Source organism: Bacillus sp. RC242 (genome assembly GCF_044908245.1).
In the GTDB taxonomy this organism is placed as follows: Bacteria; Bacillota; Bacilli; order Bacillales; family Bacillaceae_G; genus Bacillus_A; species Bacillus_A mycoides.
This window is the reverse complement of the sequence record NZ_JBIYCZ010000007.1, coordinates 19,305-33,983: the sequence shown is the minus strand read 5'-3', so window position 1 is coordinate 33,983 and position 14,679 is coordinate 19,305. Positions and strand designations below refer to the sequence as shown.

Here is a 14,679-nt window from a genome sequence, read left to right as displayed (position 1 = left end):
TAAAGTTTGATCAAATTAATGCTATTAACCGTGATAAAAGAACGTGGAATATCTATTGCTCATACAACCATCATGCGCTGGGTTCACCAGTATGGTCCTGAATTAGATGAGCGAATACGGCAGCATCTTAAGCCAGCCAATGATTCTTGGCGGATTGATTAGACGTATGAGAAAGTCAAAGGTCAATGGATGTATCTGTATCGTGCTGTTGATTCGAAAGGAAACACAATTGATTTTTCCTAAACAAAACAAGAAACCAGAAGGCTGCAAAGCGCTTTTTCAAGAAAGCTTTGTGGTCTTTTCATGTTTCAAAGCCACGTGTTATAACAGTCGATAAGAACCCGGCTTATCCTATAGCAATTGAACAGTTGAAAAAAGAAAAAGGCATACCTGATGGTATGCAACTTAGACAACAAAAGTACTTGAATAACATAGTAGAACAAGATCATCGCTTTATAAAGAAGCGAATCCGTTCTATGCTAGGGTTCAAATGTTTTGACACAGCTACATCCATTCTTTCTGGAGTAGAAGCCATGCATATGATTAAAAAAGAGCAGCTTGATTTACGGGACCAGTCTGTCCAAAACCAGAAAAAATTCATTCATCAATTGTTTGGACTTGCAGCATAAGATACGATTCCGTTAGGAATATATGTGCTTTATTCTCCTATATTTTATTTTTGCACCAGAATCCTGAATTTTAATTTATTGATTCTCTTTCATCGGAGGTATCAAATTTATCGATTAATTTAAAGATAGCCTCTAGAAGAACCGTAGATAAAATAGCAAAAATCAATACAGCATGGGGGGTTAATTTCACAGCTGTAAAATTAAGATTAGCTAGCCAAAAATATCCGACATACATCGTCAGGAAGGTACTAACAATTGAAATTGTAAACCCTAAGAAACCTAATTCTTTTAGCTTTTCCTCAGATAATTTGAATACTCGTAATACTAAAGAGAAGATGATTCCTACTATGAAAAATCCAATACATAATGTCAATAGTGATATTATACTTGGATATTCAACGTCAACAGGCATCCATTGTTTCATTCCTACAATTATAGCTGTCGGGAGAACAATAGGTATTAATAGTGGTGATACTATTAGAAAAATTGCCAATAGTCTACTGATGTTGTTTGTTCCATTGTTGTTTTGATTATTCATAAATCCTCCAAAAAATAATATAAAGATCAATATTCTAGAGGATTTTAACACAAAAGTGTTAGTAAGACTATAGCTAAAAATAAGGATGGTTTTAAACAAAAATTTCACTTTGTATGTATTTGAAACACGAAAAGAGCACTTAATAAAGTGCTCTCGTGACGAGTTCATTCACTTAAAAGAAAGGGTACACCAAATCATACGGGATTTTTCAAAATGTGCTTGGATAAATTAATTAGTATTTGTAAAAAAGCAGCTAGCAAAAGCTAACTGCTCGGCTGGTTCTCCAAGGGGGAAAGGAGAAAGGTTAGGGACTTCATTAAATGAGTTCTGGCTATCGCCTATCTATATTATTGACGGAATATTGAGTTTTATTCAGGGGAGGAAGAGGAAAATGAACAATTCTAGACTGTCCCAACTTGGTTTTGGTCTGCAACATCAGAATCGTATGTGTTTGTTGCACTAACACCGCTAAAGGTATTGGCAACAAAAGCAACATTGGATGATCCTGAACCATTATAAGCCTTTGTATTTTCCTTTGGAGAAACGTTGTAAAAATCGCCTAAGTTGAAAGAACCGTTACTATTTTGTACAACCAGATTTCCAACAACAGATGGCATAGTTTTCACCTGCTTTATTAAGAAGTATTTAAATTATTATATGGTGTATGCGTCTAGAGGTTCATCTGGATCTGAAAATTTTGAAATGAAGTTTGTTAGAAAACATAACAAAATAATCCTTTTACGAAAAAAGGTCCTGTTGTCTCCAACAGAACCTTTCCTAAAATGGCAAAGAGTAACTCTTACCTTACTCTTTGTTCATATATTACAGGATTGTTAACGAAAATCCAAGGTTCCTTATATTGAGAAATAAAGAAGAATCATTCTAAAGAATCTTATCTTTGTCATAAATAAAAGAGCAGTTAGCAAAAACTAACTGCTCATCTCCAAGGGGGAACAAGGAGAAAAATCTAATGTCATCTACAGTATTGACGGAATATTGAGTTTTATTCAGAGGATTTACTAATTATGTAGGTTACATGAGAAGCCCTATTAACATCCAGGCTGCCCCGATTAGAATTAAAGTTTCGAATGTAATCCAAAACTTTCTTTTTTCTGGTTTTTGAAATTCTTTAATTACAGAAAATATGGCACTTATTCCTACAAGAGTGAAAAGAGCAATTCGGATTGTTTCAGTCATTTGCATCACCACCTAAGATTTTAATAGTTTAATTATATAATAATTACCATTTTGTAGAAACTTAATAAAATAATCCTTTGAATAGAAAGCGAGGAATAACAATGGGACTAGGAAACCGTAGAATGGCATTTGAAATGCTTATTAATCTAGTGAATGAAATGTATCAAAGAGGGGGAGTGGCGCTTATAAACAAGCGTCCAACTCCTGTGAAGGTGTTAAAAAGTAAAGGCGGCCGTGTATTAAATGGATTCTATGAAGCTAAAAGTACAGTGGACTATGATGGCGTTTATAAGGGACGAGCTATTGCGTTTGAAGCGAAGTCCACAGAGAATGCTACACGATTTGATTTAAAGAACATTGTGCAGCATCAGTTGGATTACCTGGAGAAAGCAGAGAAGATGGGAGCGGTTTGTTTCTTCCTTATTGAATTTAGCAAGGACAAGTCAGTATTCGTGGTACCACTATCAGCGATTCGATGTTATATAAGAATGTCACAGCAACCAAAAGGTAAGAAGTCTATACCGAGAGCAGACTTTGATATTTATGGATACTTAGTGGATCAGACAGAACGAGCGCCAGTTGATTACTTGCAATACATCGATGAACAAGGAATAATTCCAGCGATGTTAGAGGGCATGATTCAAATTGATTATGACCATACAAGGATAGCGAATAACATTGAAGCAGCAAAAGAAAAGATGAACAACAAGAAACGTAAATTGCTAAAGGCTTAATGGATAGCGGAACAACTTGCAATAGTGTGGTGGGGCTATGTTAATGCGCGATGTTCTCTTATTCAGTAGTTAGATAGTAAAATTTCACGTATCTGATGTGAATGTAAAAACCAAAATTTGAAATAGGGGGATTCCGACTTGGAGAGACAATTGATTTTGTTACCGGATATCGATGATAAGAAAGTACAGAAGGAAGTAGTAAGCGTATTAAAGGAATACAGAGCACTCAAGATGCGATTCAGCAATGACGTGGAGCAAGAAGGAATCAGTTTGTTTCCAGAGATACGAAATTCAAGAAGAATAAGCGAATTAAAGGTAAAACAGATGGAGAAGACTTTGGAGCATATCTTAGATAAGGAAGAAAGAGACATTATTACAATGAAGTTCTTAACGAATGAAAGAGTAAAAGATTCAGATGTTTATCATGACCTACTACTCAAGAAGACTTACTTCTATGAGAAGAAGCAAAGTGCAGTGAAACTGATTGCTACAGCATTAGGGATTATCTAAAAAACGCGAACAAAAGGCGAACTTTTTTGGGGACTAAATAAAATGCCGGAAATTATAAGCTATTCCTATAAACAGTTCTTTGAAAAGAGAATACGTTTTGGGGATAGCGTTCCCATTATAATAACGTTACTCGGTGACGCGGAGGCTAGAGGGGATAAGAGCTTCCCGAAATTATTTATATTTTACTTCTTATTGAGTGTATAAGCGTTCCACCTTTCGTTTGTAGGCTCATAGGTAGTAAAACCACGCCTGTCATGTGGATTTCTTGATTTCTATGTTAAAACTAGATCGGCACCAATTGGATATGATGGTTTGATTGAATGAACTGCATGTCATAAAAGAAGGAAAGTCTAAATTATATTAGTAATTGCTACCGACAATCACCGATATAAGTCAGGCTGTTCTTCTTAAACGATTAACCGAGCAGAGAGCTTCCGCTCTTTGTTTGAGCCAATACAGCTGAACATTCCCCTCAGTTTTATGTGTTGGTTCAAACAAGGCGTAGGAAGAAACATATGCGTCTGGATATAAATCTTTTATAATTCGACATTGGCGAAAATGACATTAAGTAGCCGACTCTAAGGAGTATAAACGAGAAGACTGAGAGTATCTAGAATAGCAGAGGCTTGAAGAGATACTTATTGCCATTTGTTCTCTCTCTTCCCCTTCAGGAGCTGTCACTTCGGTGATGGCTTTTTGTTTTGTAGGATATTCTTCTTTTCTGTCGAATAGATAGATTGGGAGAGGTGGGGAATAAGTAAATGAAAAAATTTATAATAAGCATAGAAGCAGTCGATGGTAAACAACACGAATTTGAAATTGAGTATAAAAAGACAGTAACAGTTGCTGCTATAGAAAATTCTATACAAGCAAGAGAAGCTAGATTCTTCAGATTTGGAGATCGTATGGTTAATTTGGACAATGTATTCTCTTTAGTGGTAAAAGAGAAGAAGGATTAAATACAAAAAAAGCATCCAAAACGGGTGCTTTTTTCTTTGTTATATAGAAATTACACATTAACCATTAAGCATATTAGGGAATATCGAGCATAGAATGATATTGACACACCACGATATCAAGTTTATTGCTGCGTTTTAGTGTTACCTCTATGTTCACGAAAGGGCACCTGGATAAGGTGCCTTTTTGATGAACTATTTTGATAAAGAAATCATATAGTATAGTGTAGGACAAGTTAATCGCTTATATCCTATTCAATGCTCATCGAGAAGTTCATTCACATATTTTAGCATCTACTGACGTGGGTGCTCTTTTTTATTGAGCAAAATGTACATTTAAATAGAAGGTTAATGGTGGGTGTAACATTAGAGGAATTAGAAAAGTGTTTTAATGAAGCTGTAAATGAAGAAGCAGAGTATGTAGCTGTTCAGATTGAAATGGATGGATTTCCTAGCGATGAAGTAATTATTAACGACAAACATAACATTGATTCTAAACTAGCTTATTATAAGAAAACGTACAATGAAGATTTAGAACATAGATACACTCCAGGAATTTGTATTGTAGGTTTTGCGTATGGTTATTAGTTCTCAGGAATCCTACGTGAATTAGGATTGTTGGTGAAGTAGTGATTAAACCAATAGCAATTATCGTAGGCGCTGCCGTCTTGTTTGTTGTTAAGGGGATGATAAGGGGTGAGGGGAATGTGGGGTCCAACAAGTTTTAAGGATGTTTTAGAGATTATTTGGTACTACAAGTGGGAGTTTTTCAAAGCACTACTTCCTATAGGGATTTCAGTATTTTCACTTGGATTAGGAACGGGTTGGCTGGTTCTGGTGCAAAAAATCTATAAAACTTGGACATACTGATATTACTACTCTAGAAAAGGTGTGTGATCAGTATGAAAAAGGAAAATTTGTTCAAATGGAAGCATTATCAGCCTGATATAATTTTGTTAACGGTAAGATGGTACCTACGGTATAACCTCAGTTTTCGTGATTTGGTGGAAATGATGAAGGAACGGGGCTTATCTATTTCTCATACCACGATTATGCGTTGGGTTCATCAGTATGGCCCGGAATTGGACAAACGAATTCGTCGTCACCTTAAGCAAACCAATGACTCTTGGAGAGTTGATGAAACATATATAAAAGTTAAAGGGCAATGGATGTACCTGTACCGTGCTGTTGATTCGAAAGGAAACACAATCGATTTTTGTCTAAGCAAAACAAGAGACCGAAAGGCTGCAAAGCGCTTTTTCAAGAAAGCTTTGCGGTCTTTTCATGTATCAAAGCCACGTGTGATAACAGTCGATAAGAATCCGGCTTATCCAATAGAAATTGAACTGTTGAAAAAAGAAAAAAGCATACCTGATGGTATGCAACTTAGACAACAAAAGTACTTGAATAATATAGTAGAACAAGATCATCGCTTTATAAAGAAGCGTATCCGTTCTATGCTAGGGCTCAAATCTTTTGACACAGCTATATCCATTCTTTCTGGAGTATAAGCCATGCATATGATTAAAAAAGAACAGATTAATTTACGGAACCAGTCTATCCAAAATCAGAAAGAATTCGTCCATCAATTGTTTGGACTTGTAGCATAAGATACGATTCCGTTAGGAATATATATGCTTTATTCTCTTTTACTTTATTTTTGCACCAGAACCTAAAAGAATCAATGGGAAAATCAGAACTATTTGAGAAAGAAAAAATAAAAAAAGAAGTGACTGTTTTGACAGAATTGAGAGAGTCATAATGGTACATCAAAACTTCATGAAGAGAAGAAGTGCACCTATTATCATATAGAATTTGTTGTGAAAGATGAAAGAAACAAGCATGCAATAATGATGAAGTATGGCATTATATATATTTCTTATTATTCGATAGGATGATGTTATCTGCATTACTAATATTGATAGATGGTGACCCCTACTAGCAAGCTAAGGTTTTGAAGTACCCCCTAAATGAAAACTTTCTTTCTCTACAGGTAGATATTTTGAGAAAACAGCTCATTTTTTTGTTTTGGGGTGCTTACTTTTCTTAAGTTGATGGGCATGGGGATAGTCCTTCTTGGCACAATCTCGTTTGTCAGTCTTCTTGGTACTCTTCAGCTAAGTGAGATGGATATGATGAAATAGAAGGACCAATTTTAAAGTAGGATAAGCTAGTTTTTGAAATCGGTATACAGTTCTTTAATAGATACAGTTTTTGTAACATGTCTTTATCTATTGGGTGAAGCATGCGATCTGTCATAATGAAATAATTGTGATGATAGATAAATACTTTCCCTTCAGGTAGAATCGTGTAATTAGATAATTTCGGGTAAATAGGTGGTCCATCTGAAAATTCATCTAAACTACGTTGCGAAACTTTAATAATTTCTTGAGCTGAAAATTTAAACTTGCGAAATGCTGTAGTGTTAATAAATGGACGTTTTTGATTATTTTCTATATAAAATAATTCTCCTTTTTCATTTTTTACAACACGTAAATTTGGAATGGGTTCTGTAAGAGATATAGGTGGTCCTTCTGTGTATTTGTAAATAAATGGTTCAGGTATTGGGACAATTTGATTTTGATTATATTTGAAGTAAGAAAGCATTTCTTTTGATATGGGCCTACGTTTATAATTATCAACTAAAAATACGTCACCTTGTGAATTTCTAAGCAATATACCATTTAAATCTTTAGATGGGAGGTTGGCATATAGATTTTGGAAGGAAAAAGGTGTTTTGAAAGTAATATCGAGCACTTTGTTAATAGGATAGAAAGGTTGGAATGTATTTAGACGTTTCCAAAACATTGCATCTCCGTTAAACCAATATAGAGGATCGGTCTCCCAATAATTACTGTATTTTTGATAAACCATTAATAAAATTCTTCTTGTATGCATAACTGAACAGTGATCCACAACATTTGCAGCTGTATATAAAATTTCCGAGGCTTTTCTTACATATTCATGAGTAGGTTGTAGATTATAATCAACACATTTTACGTGCTGAGAAGAATACACCACATCTATTTCAGGATTTTTTTGTAAGAAAGATAACATTTCAGCTAATCTATTTGGAACGTACATAGTATCATCGGTTAAATAGCAAATATAATCTCCGCATGTTAATGGAAGCGCCTCATTAATGAGCGTTGCATATCTTGTGGTTTTATATCTTTCATTACCTTGTATAAAACTATTCTTATAATAAATTCGAGGGTCATCTAAATACTTTTTTATGATATTTATAGTATCTGGATAAGAGTTATCATCCATAATAAAAAGTTCCCATTCTTTAAAAGTTTGCATCTGAACACTTTCAATAACTTGATTAATTAAAGAAGGTTTATTATAGCTAGTGAGGATAATTGAAATTAGGGGTTTCAAAGTTGTCACCTCTTGTGAGAATTTTGGATAGCTTAATATTTTCAGGTGAATATTAATTGAATCTTTGGAGTTAGTTGTTTCTAACTATTGATATTTTCTTTTTTGTACTTAAATAGTTTATTACTTGTTCATAGATATGGTATAGACTATAGCGGATTATAAAAAAGATGCATGGGCAAATAAAATAGCTACTTTATCATTTTATTACATATATAAATCTTTTTTAAAATTATCGGAACGGTTCGTCCTTTCTCTTTATATAATAACGTAACTATTTTTTATTTAATGATAAGGAGGAGAGTAATATTTGCCTAAAATTACAGTTATTATGACGAGTTATAATAAGCCCACATTTGTAGAAAAATCGATATTAAGTGTATTAAACCAAACTTTCCAAGATTTTGAACTTTTTATTATGGATGATGATTCTAACGAACTGACTCAGAAAGTGATTCAACCATTCATAAACAAGAAAAATGTACACTTTTATAAAAGTAATGTAGCCCATATTTCTGAACGAACAAAAAAAGTCAGATATGCTGCTTTAATTAACGAGGCACTTAAACATGCAAAAGGGGAGTATATTACTTATATTACAGATGATAATCAATACGAAAAAGAGCGACTTAAAATGATGTCTAGTTATCTTGATGAGAATAAAGATGTTCAAATTGTATATTCTGCATCAAAAACGATCCATCTAGATGAATCAGATTTACCTATCAAAACTGTTGAAAGGCCTGCAAAAAAAGTCACTAATAATGCGCCATGCGCAATTGATCATTGTTCTATAATGCATAGAGCATCTGTTTTGCCGATTCTTGAAAAAAGGTGGAGTACTTACTGGGATGAAGATCCTCAGTTTTATCGTATAGGAGATGCACGCTTTTTTTGGAGATTAAATCATTATTGGGATTTTTATCCTTTAGATGAAATTTTAGATATCAATTATATTACTTCACATTCAATACATGCGCAGTTATTTGCGGAAGAAAAAAATGAATTTGTACAATTATTACCATCACAAAGAACATGTAAAGAATTAAGAGAAGACTTAAGAAAAAAAAGAGGGTGAAATATTGAGTGACATCTATTTGAAAAATTACTGGTTATTAAATCTAGAATATATAAATGTTTTTTCTGAATTAAAGCATTATAATGTTCCTTTACCATTACTGAGTAATTTCTATCAATATTTGGACGAAGATGTAAAAAATAAAATGAAAGAAAAAGATTTTTATAAACAACTGTCAATTGAACCTATAGAGGAAACACAGTTGCAGTTAGAGTTTGAAAAAAGAATGTCTTCATTTCAATCAAAGATAAAAAGAATAAATCAAAATGGAGTGATTCTCCTGAATTCAGATTATCTCCGTTTTTCAGTAAGTAATTTTACTCACTTTAATCCAAATCATACAAAGATATTAACTAGATCAAAAAAGACAGAACTTTATGGTCTTCCTACAATTTGTGCACCAGATTATATAAATAAAGCCCCTAATACTGCACATGTTTTCATCGAAAAGGCTAAAAAAATCTATTCAAAGTTTAATACACATCCACTATTTTCAAACATGTTTTTTCAAAAAAAATTACTCAGCGACCTCCCTATTATGATTGAGAAACTTAATATGGCATATTTCATATTTAAAGAACAAGTTATTTCTGGTGTGATTGTTGGCACAACGGAGGATATAGCAAGCAGAGCTCTTACTTTTCTATCTAAAAGTGAAGGGATACCGAGTTATTGTCTTCAGCATGGTGCGATAATGGGTGAAGAAGCATACTTTCCAGTTTTCGCTACAAAACAGGTTGTATATGGAAGATATGAACGAGATTGGTACCTTCAAAAAGGGGTCAGTGAATCTCAAATTGAGGTTATAGGGCATCCCAGATATGATGATATCTTCGATAGGGTATATATGGATAAAAAGAATCTTTTTAAACAATTAAAAATAGACCCCTCTACAAAAGTAGTTTTTATTGCAACCCAGCCATTTAAAACTTCATTTTATATCGAATTGACAGAAGAATTAGTTAAAGACAAAAATATCACAGTTATTATAAAGCCTCATCCTTGGGAAAAAGGGCGTAACCTAGTGGGAGAATATGTTCGGTTAAGTAACGTATATCCTAATGTTAAATATATAACAAATGAAGTGAACATGTATGATGTTATTTTACATGCGAATCTTGTGGTTATTTCTAATTCAACAGTTGGGTTAGAGGCAATGTTATTAGATATACCTGTAGTTGTTTATAAATCGTTATTAGAGGATAGAGATTATAAGTATTATGATAAATTAGATTGGCTTGTAAATCACTCTATTGAAGATATGGTGAGCACGATTGAAAAGGTCCTAAACGATTCTTTGCAGTCAAGTCTAGCAAAAGAATTAAGACAACAATTTATTAGTGAAAATTATCCACAAGAAGTAAGCACCAAAAAGTTGCAAGGCTTAATTCAAAGCGCACAAGGATAAACATTATTTTAAAAAGAGGAGGTATTCATATCTATGTTTTTTAAAAATAAAAACGTTTTAATTATTGGTGGAACAGGAACAATTGGAAAAAGCATTCTTTCTAATGTTTTAGAGGGAAAGCCAAAAGTTATAAGAATTTTTAGTAGAAGTGAATATAATCAATTTTTATTACAAGAAGAGTTTAGGGGTGAAAATCAAAATATTCGCTATTTAATTGGGGATATTCGAAATTATGATCGCCTATATAGCGCAATGGAAAATATTGATTATGTGTTCCATGTTGCGGCGATGAAGCATGTTTCATTTTGTGAATATAATCCGTTTGAAGCGGTATTGACCAACATTTTTGGAACACAAAATGTAATAAAAGCAGCAATTGCCCAGAAAGTAAAAAAGGTGATTTTCACAAGCTCTGATAAAGCAATTTCACCAACAAATAATTATGGTGCAACAAAACTAACAGCTGAAAGATTGATAACATCAGCGGAATATTCAAAAGGATCTAGTGAAACAATATTTGCAAGTGTACGTTTCGGAAATGTTATGGGATCGAGAGGTTCTGTTATTCCCTTATTTGAAAATCAAATTAAAGAAAATCACAAAATAACTGTAACTGATCTTAGTATGAGCAGATTTATGATGACACTGAAACAAGCAACGATGTTAACCATTGAAGCAATGAAAATAGCAAAGGGCGGTGAAACTTTCATATTGAAAATGCCAGTTATTTCATTAAAAGATTTAAGTGAAGTGATGATAGAAGAAGTTACAAAGTTGTATAGTTTGTCCAAGGATAGTATTAAGATTGAAGAAATTGGATTAAAACCTGGTGAAAAAATGTATGAAGAACTTATGACACATGATGAATCTTTACAGGCTTTTGAATTACCGGATATGTTTATCATACCAAGTCCACTAAAAAAGGGTGCTCAATATGAAAATGCCAATAGAGCGAAGCCAGGATTTTATCGCTCAGATCATCAAGATGCGATTTCAAAAGAAGAACTTAGAAATTTGATTATAAACCAGCAACTACTAGCAGGAGGGGAGAAATTATGAAAATATTAGTAACTGGTGGTGCAGGATTTATTGGTAGGTGGGTTGTAAAGCGATTATTGCAAGATAAGCATGAAGTATGGATATTAGACAATTTAGCGAATTCAACTACAGCAAATATTATCGAGTTCGTTTATGATTTAAACTTGAAGCAATGTATACAAGGAGATATTAAAGATAAAAAATTGCTTGACCAATTATTTAAAAATCATTCATTTGACCTTTGTTATCATTTAGCAGCAAGTATTAATGTTCAAGATAGTATAGATGATGCTAGAACGACTTTTGAAAATGATACAATAGGTACTTTTAATTTGTTAGAACAATGTCATAAGCATAATGTCAAAATGGTCTTTATGAGTACTTGTATGGTATATGATAAAGCTACTAATGCACAAGGAATATCAGAATTAGACCCCATTAAACCAGCTTCTCCATATGCTGGATCAAAAATAGCTGCTGAAAATATGGTTCTATCTTACTATAATGCTTATAAGCTTCCAGTTGTGGTAATTCGTCCATTTAATACGTACGGGCCATTCCAGAAAACTGGAGGTGAAGGTGGGGTTGTTGCCATTTTTATAAATAATAAATTAGATAAAATACCAGTAAATATTTATGGAGATGGGAAACAAACGAGAGACCTTTTATACGTTGAAGATTGTGCAGATTTCGTTGTGAAAGCAGGCTATTCTTCTAAAGCAAATGGTCATATTATCAACGCAGGAACAGGACAAGATATATCAATTAATAAATTAGCAGAATTGATTTCGGGAAATAAAGTAAGTATTCAACATGTAACTCATATCCATCCACAAAGTGAAATTCAAAAATTATTATGTAACTATGAAAAAGCAAAAACAATATTAAATTGGGAACCGAAAGTTTCTTTAGAAGATGGAGTTATTAAAACAGAAGAGTGGATTAAATCTTTAAAAATTAACCCTAAGGAGAAAGAATAATGGCCAGGGAAATTCTCGGTATACATGGGGGAAATCCTGTTAGAGGAACATATTTGCCTTATGGTCAACAACAAATTGATGACCATGATATTCAGGCAGTTATAGATATATTAAAAGGAGACTTTTTAACGACAGGACCAACGATTCAACAGTTTGAGGAGGCTATAGCAAAATACGTTGGGGCAAATTACGCTGTTTCTTTTTCAAGTGGTACAGCTGCTTTGCATGCTGCCTGCTATGCAGCTGGAATCACAGAGGGAGACGAAGTAATTACAACCTCAATGACATTTGTAGCAAGTGCAAATTGTATTTTATACCAGGGTGGAAAGCCAGTTTTCGCTGATATAGACTATGAAACATACAATATCAGTACTAAGTCTATAGAGGAAAAGATTACAAACAAAACAAAGGCTATTATTCCCGTACACTTTACTGGGCAGCCTGTAGAATTAGATAAAATAAAAAAAATAGCAAATGAGAATAACTTGATTATCATTGAAGATGCAGCACATGCATTAGGAGCCACTTATAAAAACCAAAAGATTGGTTCAATTGGTGATATGACAATGTTTAGCTTTCATCCTGTGAAACATATTACAACAGGAGAGGGTGGAGTAATTACTACAAATAATACTTTGCTTTATGAAAAGCTTGTTCAATTTCGTACACATGGAATTGAAAGGAATCCTCAAAAACTTCTTGATAATCATGGGCCTTGGTATTATGAAATGCAATTTTTGGGTTACAACTACAGGATGACTGATATACAGGCTGCTCTTGGCTTATCACAGTTAAGTAAATTAGATTCTTTTATTAAGATTAGAAAGAAATATGTAGACATTTATAATAAAGAATTTAATAGTTTACCTGAAATCATCATACCAAAGCAATTGCCCCAAACCCACTCAAGTTGGCACCTTTATATCATTCGGTTAAATACTAAATTATTAAAGGGTAATCGAAAAGAAATTTATGAGGCATTACAAAAAGAAAATATTGGTGTGAATGTGCACTATATACCAGTACATTTACAACCGTTTTATCAAAATTTGGGTTATAGAAAAGGCCTTTGTCCACAAGCCGAAAATTTATATGAGGAAATTATTACACTTCCTCTATTTCCTAAAATGACAAAAGGTGATGTAGGGGATGTAATAAAAGCAGTAAGAAAAGTTCTTTCGTTTTATAGAGTTGCTAAACATTAAATGAAAGGGGTGTTATTAGAATTGCGAAACAAAAAGTTGTTAAGAGCAGTAACAAAAGTTGATATAAAAAAAGGAGAAATCATTACAGCTAATAAAGTTGATATGGAACTAGGTAGCGTTGAAAATGCACTGAACCAGCTTCAGTTTGAGGAATTATTACCTCAAGTAGCTTTATATAATTTGCAAGCAGGAACTCCATTAACGAAAGAGGTTATTGAACCTCCTAAAGTAGTAATTATTGTACTTTGTAGATTAAAATCTACTAGGTTGCCTTTAAAAGCAATATTGCCAATACATGGAATCCCTTCTATTGAACGCTGTCTTATAAATGCATTAGCTATTCCTGGGGGACACCAAGTCATACTTGCTACTTCAGATGTAGCACAAGATGATCCTTTAGAAAAATTTGATCTAGGTGGGAAGGTTAAAATTTTCAGAGGTGATTCAGAAAATACCGCAGATCGCATACTCCAAGCTGCAAAACAAGAAAATGCAAACATTGTTATGCGGATTACAGGAGATTGCCCAGTTGTATCACCAGAAATCAATAATTATTTACTAGAGCAACATTTGAAAAGTGGAGCAGATTATACACAAGCACAGCTAAGTACGTTACCTGTCGGAACAGCAGGCGATATTTTCACATTAGAAGCAATTGAACGTTTGCTACAAGCCCCAAAAACTTTAAACTATACAGAATATCTTCCATTTTATTTTATAAATAACCCTCATTTATTCCGGGTCAATATAGTAAAACTTCCTCCTCCATTGTGTTATCCTTCTTGGAGGTTAACATTAGATGAACAACCAGATTTAGACATGTTTAATGAACTTTATAAAAATCTTAATGTAAAAGACGAACCTGTATTTTTTCAGCAAATAAAAGATTACATCCTTCAAAATCCTGAGCTCATTCAAATCAATAGTCATGTGAAATTGAAATGGGCGAATCAACAATCATTAGTGGATGAGCTAAATAGAGAAACAAAATTATAAATTAATAAATTGTAGTACTTTTAACGAGG

The 14,679-nt window shown here is 33.3% G+C and carries 15 protein-coding genes and 2 pseudogenes; 13 read left to right on the top strand and 4 right to left on the bottom strand.

The features are described 5' to 3' along the window. Positions 1-36: 36 nt before the first annotated feature. Positions 37-629 (top strand): annotated as a pseudogene (locus ABH957_RS15115) (IS6 family transposase); the annotation flags it as partial. Between the two features lie 70 nt (positions 630-699). On the opposite strand, the gene ABH957_RS15110 reads toward ABH957_RS15115, so the two are convergent. The 3 genes from ABH957_RS15110 to ABH957_RS15100 form a co-directional block, all read right to left on the bottom strand. After that, positions 700-1,167: an epimerase gene (locus ABH957_RS15110; protein ID WP_404511529.1), complete on the bottom strand. Its 468-nt coding sequence runs from the start codon at positions 1,165-1,167 to the stop codon at positions 700-702. A 401-nt stretch (positions 1,168-1,568) separates the two neighbouring features. Next, on the bottom strand, positions 1,569-1,784 hold the full coding sequence (locus tag ABH957_RS15105; protein WP_002161752.1) for a spore germination protein: 216 nt from the start codon (positions 1,782-1,784) through the stop codon (positions 1,569-1,571). 415 nt (positions 1,785-2,199) lie between these two features. Next, positions 2,200-2,364, bottom strand: a complete 165-nt coding sequence (locus tag ABH957_RS15100; protein WP_000140898.1) for a hypothetical protein — start codon at positions 2,362-2,364, stop codon at positions 2,200-2,202. A 101-nt stretch (positions 2,365-2,465) separates the two neighbouring features. Here ABH957_RS15100 and ABH957_RS15095 point away from each other — a divergent pair, with 101 nt between their 5' ends. From ABH957_RS15095 to ABH957_RS15070, 6 genes and pseudogenes are all read left to right on the top strand, one after another. Continuing rightward, positions 2,466-3,098 carry a Holliday junction resolvase RecU gene (locus tag ABH957_RS15095; protein ID WP_404511527.1) on the top strand — a complete coding sequence of 211 codons (633 nt, stop codon included), beginning with the start codon at positions 2,466-2,468 and terminating at the stop codon, positions 3,096-3,098. 138 nt (positions 3,099-3,236) lie between these two features. Next, entirely contained in the window at positions 3,237-3,608 is a 372-nt protein-coding gene (locus ABH957_RS15090) for an ArpU family phage packaging/lysis transcriptional regulator (RefSeq protein ID WP_003193045.1), read from the top strand. A 761-nt stretch (positions 3,609-4,369) separates the two neighbouring features. Then, on the top strand, positions 4,370-4,567 hold the full coding sequence (locus ABH957_RS15085; RefSeq protein ID WP_002069589.1) for a hypothetical protein: 198 nt from the start codon (positions 4,370-4,372) through the stop codon (positions 4,565-4,567). A gap of 351 nt (positions 4,568-4,918) precedes the next feature. Then, complete coding sequence (locus ABH957_RS15080; RefSeq protein ID WP_016097159.1) at positions 4,919-5,152, top strand: hypothetical protein; 234 nt, start codon at positions 4,919-4,921, stop codon at positions 5,150-5,152. A gap of 108 nt (positions 5,153-5,260) precedes the next feature. Further along, positions 5,261-5,434, top strand: a complete 174-nt coding sequence (locus ABH957_RS15075) for a hypothetical protein (protein WP_404511799.1) — start codon at positions 5,261-5,263, stop codon at positions 5,432-5,434. A 32-nt stretch (positions 5,435-5,466) separates the two neighbouring features. Beyond that, positions 5,467-6,174, top strand: a pseudogene (locus ABH957_RS15070) (IS6 family transposase). Between the two features lie 484 nt (positions 6,175-6,658). On the opposite strand, the gene ABH957_RS15065 reads toward ABH957_RS15070, so the two are convergent. Continuing rightward, the gene (locus ABH957_RS15065; protein WP_404511525.1) at positions 6,659-7,948 is read right to left on the bottom strand and encodes a glycosyltransferase family A protein; all 1,290 of its coding nucleotides are present in this window, start codon (positions 7,946-7,948) and stop codon (positions 6,659-6,661) included. 307 nt (positions 7,949-8,255) lie between these two features. Here ABH957_RS15065 and ABH957_RS15060 point away from each other — a divergent pair, with 307 nt between their 5' ends. The 6 genes from ABH957_RS15060 to ABH957_RS15035 are packed head-to-tail and all read left to right on the top strand — an operon-like array spanning position 8,256 to position 14,650. Further along, positions 8,256-9,023, top strand: a complete 768-nt coding sequence (locus tag ABH957_RS15060) for a glycosyltransferase family 2 protein (RefSeq protein ID WP_016093944.1) — start codon at positions 8,256-8,258, stop codon at positions 9,021-9,023. 4 nt (positions 9,024-9,027) lie between these two features. Then, complete coding sequence (locus tag ABH957_RS15055) at positions 9,028-10,431, top strand: CDP-glycerol glycerophosphotransferase family protein (RefSeq protein ID WP_404511523.1); 1,404 nt, start codon at positions 9,028-9,030, stop codon at positions 10,429-10,431. A 33-nt stretch (positions 10,432-10,464) separates the two neighbouring features. Beyond that, entirely contained in the window at positions 10,465-11,490 is a 1,026-nt protein-coding gene (locus ABH957_RS15050) for an SDR family NAD(P)-dependent oxidoreductase (protein WP_404511521.1), read from the top strand. Next, entirely contained in the window at positions 11,487-12,449 is a 963-nt protein-coding gene (locus ABH957_RS15045; RefSeq protein ID WP_404511519.1) for a dTDP-glucose 4,6-dehydratase, read from the top strand. Before ABH957_RS15050 ends, ABH957_RS15045 begins: the two co-directional genes overlap by 4 nt. Beyond that, positions 12,449-13,654 carry a UDP-4-amino-4,6-dideoxy-N-acetyl-beta-L-altrosamine transaminase gene (pseC, locus tag ABH957_RS15040; protein WP_002069610.1) on the top strand — a complete coding sequence of 402 codons (1,206 nt, stop codon included), beginning with the start codon at positions 12,449-12,451 and terminating at the stop codon, positions 13,652-13,654. Before ABH957_RS15045 ends, pseC begins: the two co-directional genes overlap by 1 nt. After that, the gene (locus tag ABH957_RS15035; RefSeq protein WP_404446653.1) at positions 13,655-14,650 is read left to right on the top strand and encodes a cytidylyltransferase domain-containing protein; all 996 of its coding nucleotides are present in this window, start codon (positions 13,655-13,657) and stop codon (positions 14,648-14,650) included. Positions 14,651-14,679 lie beyond the last annotated feature (29 nt).

Excerpts from the sequence above, each read along its gene's own strand:
- ABH957_RS15050 (WP_404511521.1), top strand. The coding sequence starts at position 10,465 with ATGTTTTTTAAAAATAAAAACGTTTTAATTATTGGTGGAACAGGAACA.
- ABH957_RS15110 (WP_404511529.1), bottom strand. The coding sequence starts at position 1,167 with ATGAATAATCAAAACAACAATGGAACAAACAACATCAGTAGACTATTG.
- ABH957_RS15085 (WP_002069589.1), top strand. The coding sequence starts at position 4,370 with ATGAAAAAATTTATAATAAGCATAGAAGCAGTCGATGGTAAACAACAC.
- pseC (WP_002069610.1), top strand. The coding sequence starts at position 12,449 with ATGGCCAGGGAAATTCTCGGTATACATGGGGGAAATCCTGTTAGAGGA.
- ABH957_RS15045 (WP_404511519.1), top strand. The coding sequence starts at position 11,487 with ATGAAAATATTAGTAACTGGTGGTGCAGGATTTATTGGTAGGTGGGTT.
- ABH957_RS15105 (WP_002161752.1), bottom strand. The coding sequence starts at position 1,784 with ATGCCATCTGTTGTTGGAAATCTGGTTGTACAAAATAGTAACGGTTCT.
- ABH957_RS15100 (WP_000140898.1), bottom strand. The coding sequence starts at position 2,364 with ATGACTGAAACAATCCGAATTGCTCTTTTCACTCTTGTAGGAATAAGT.
- ABH957_RS15095 (WP_404511527.1), top strand. The coding sequence starts at position 2,466 with ATGGGACTAGGAAACCGTAGAATGGCATTTGAAATGCTTATTAATCTA.
- ABH957_RS15035 (WP_404446653.1), top strand. The coding sequence starts at position 13,655 with ATGAAAGGGGTGTTATTAGAATTGCGAAACAAAAAGTTGTTAAGAGCA.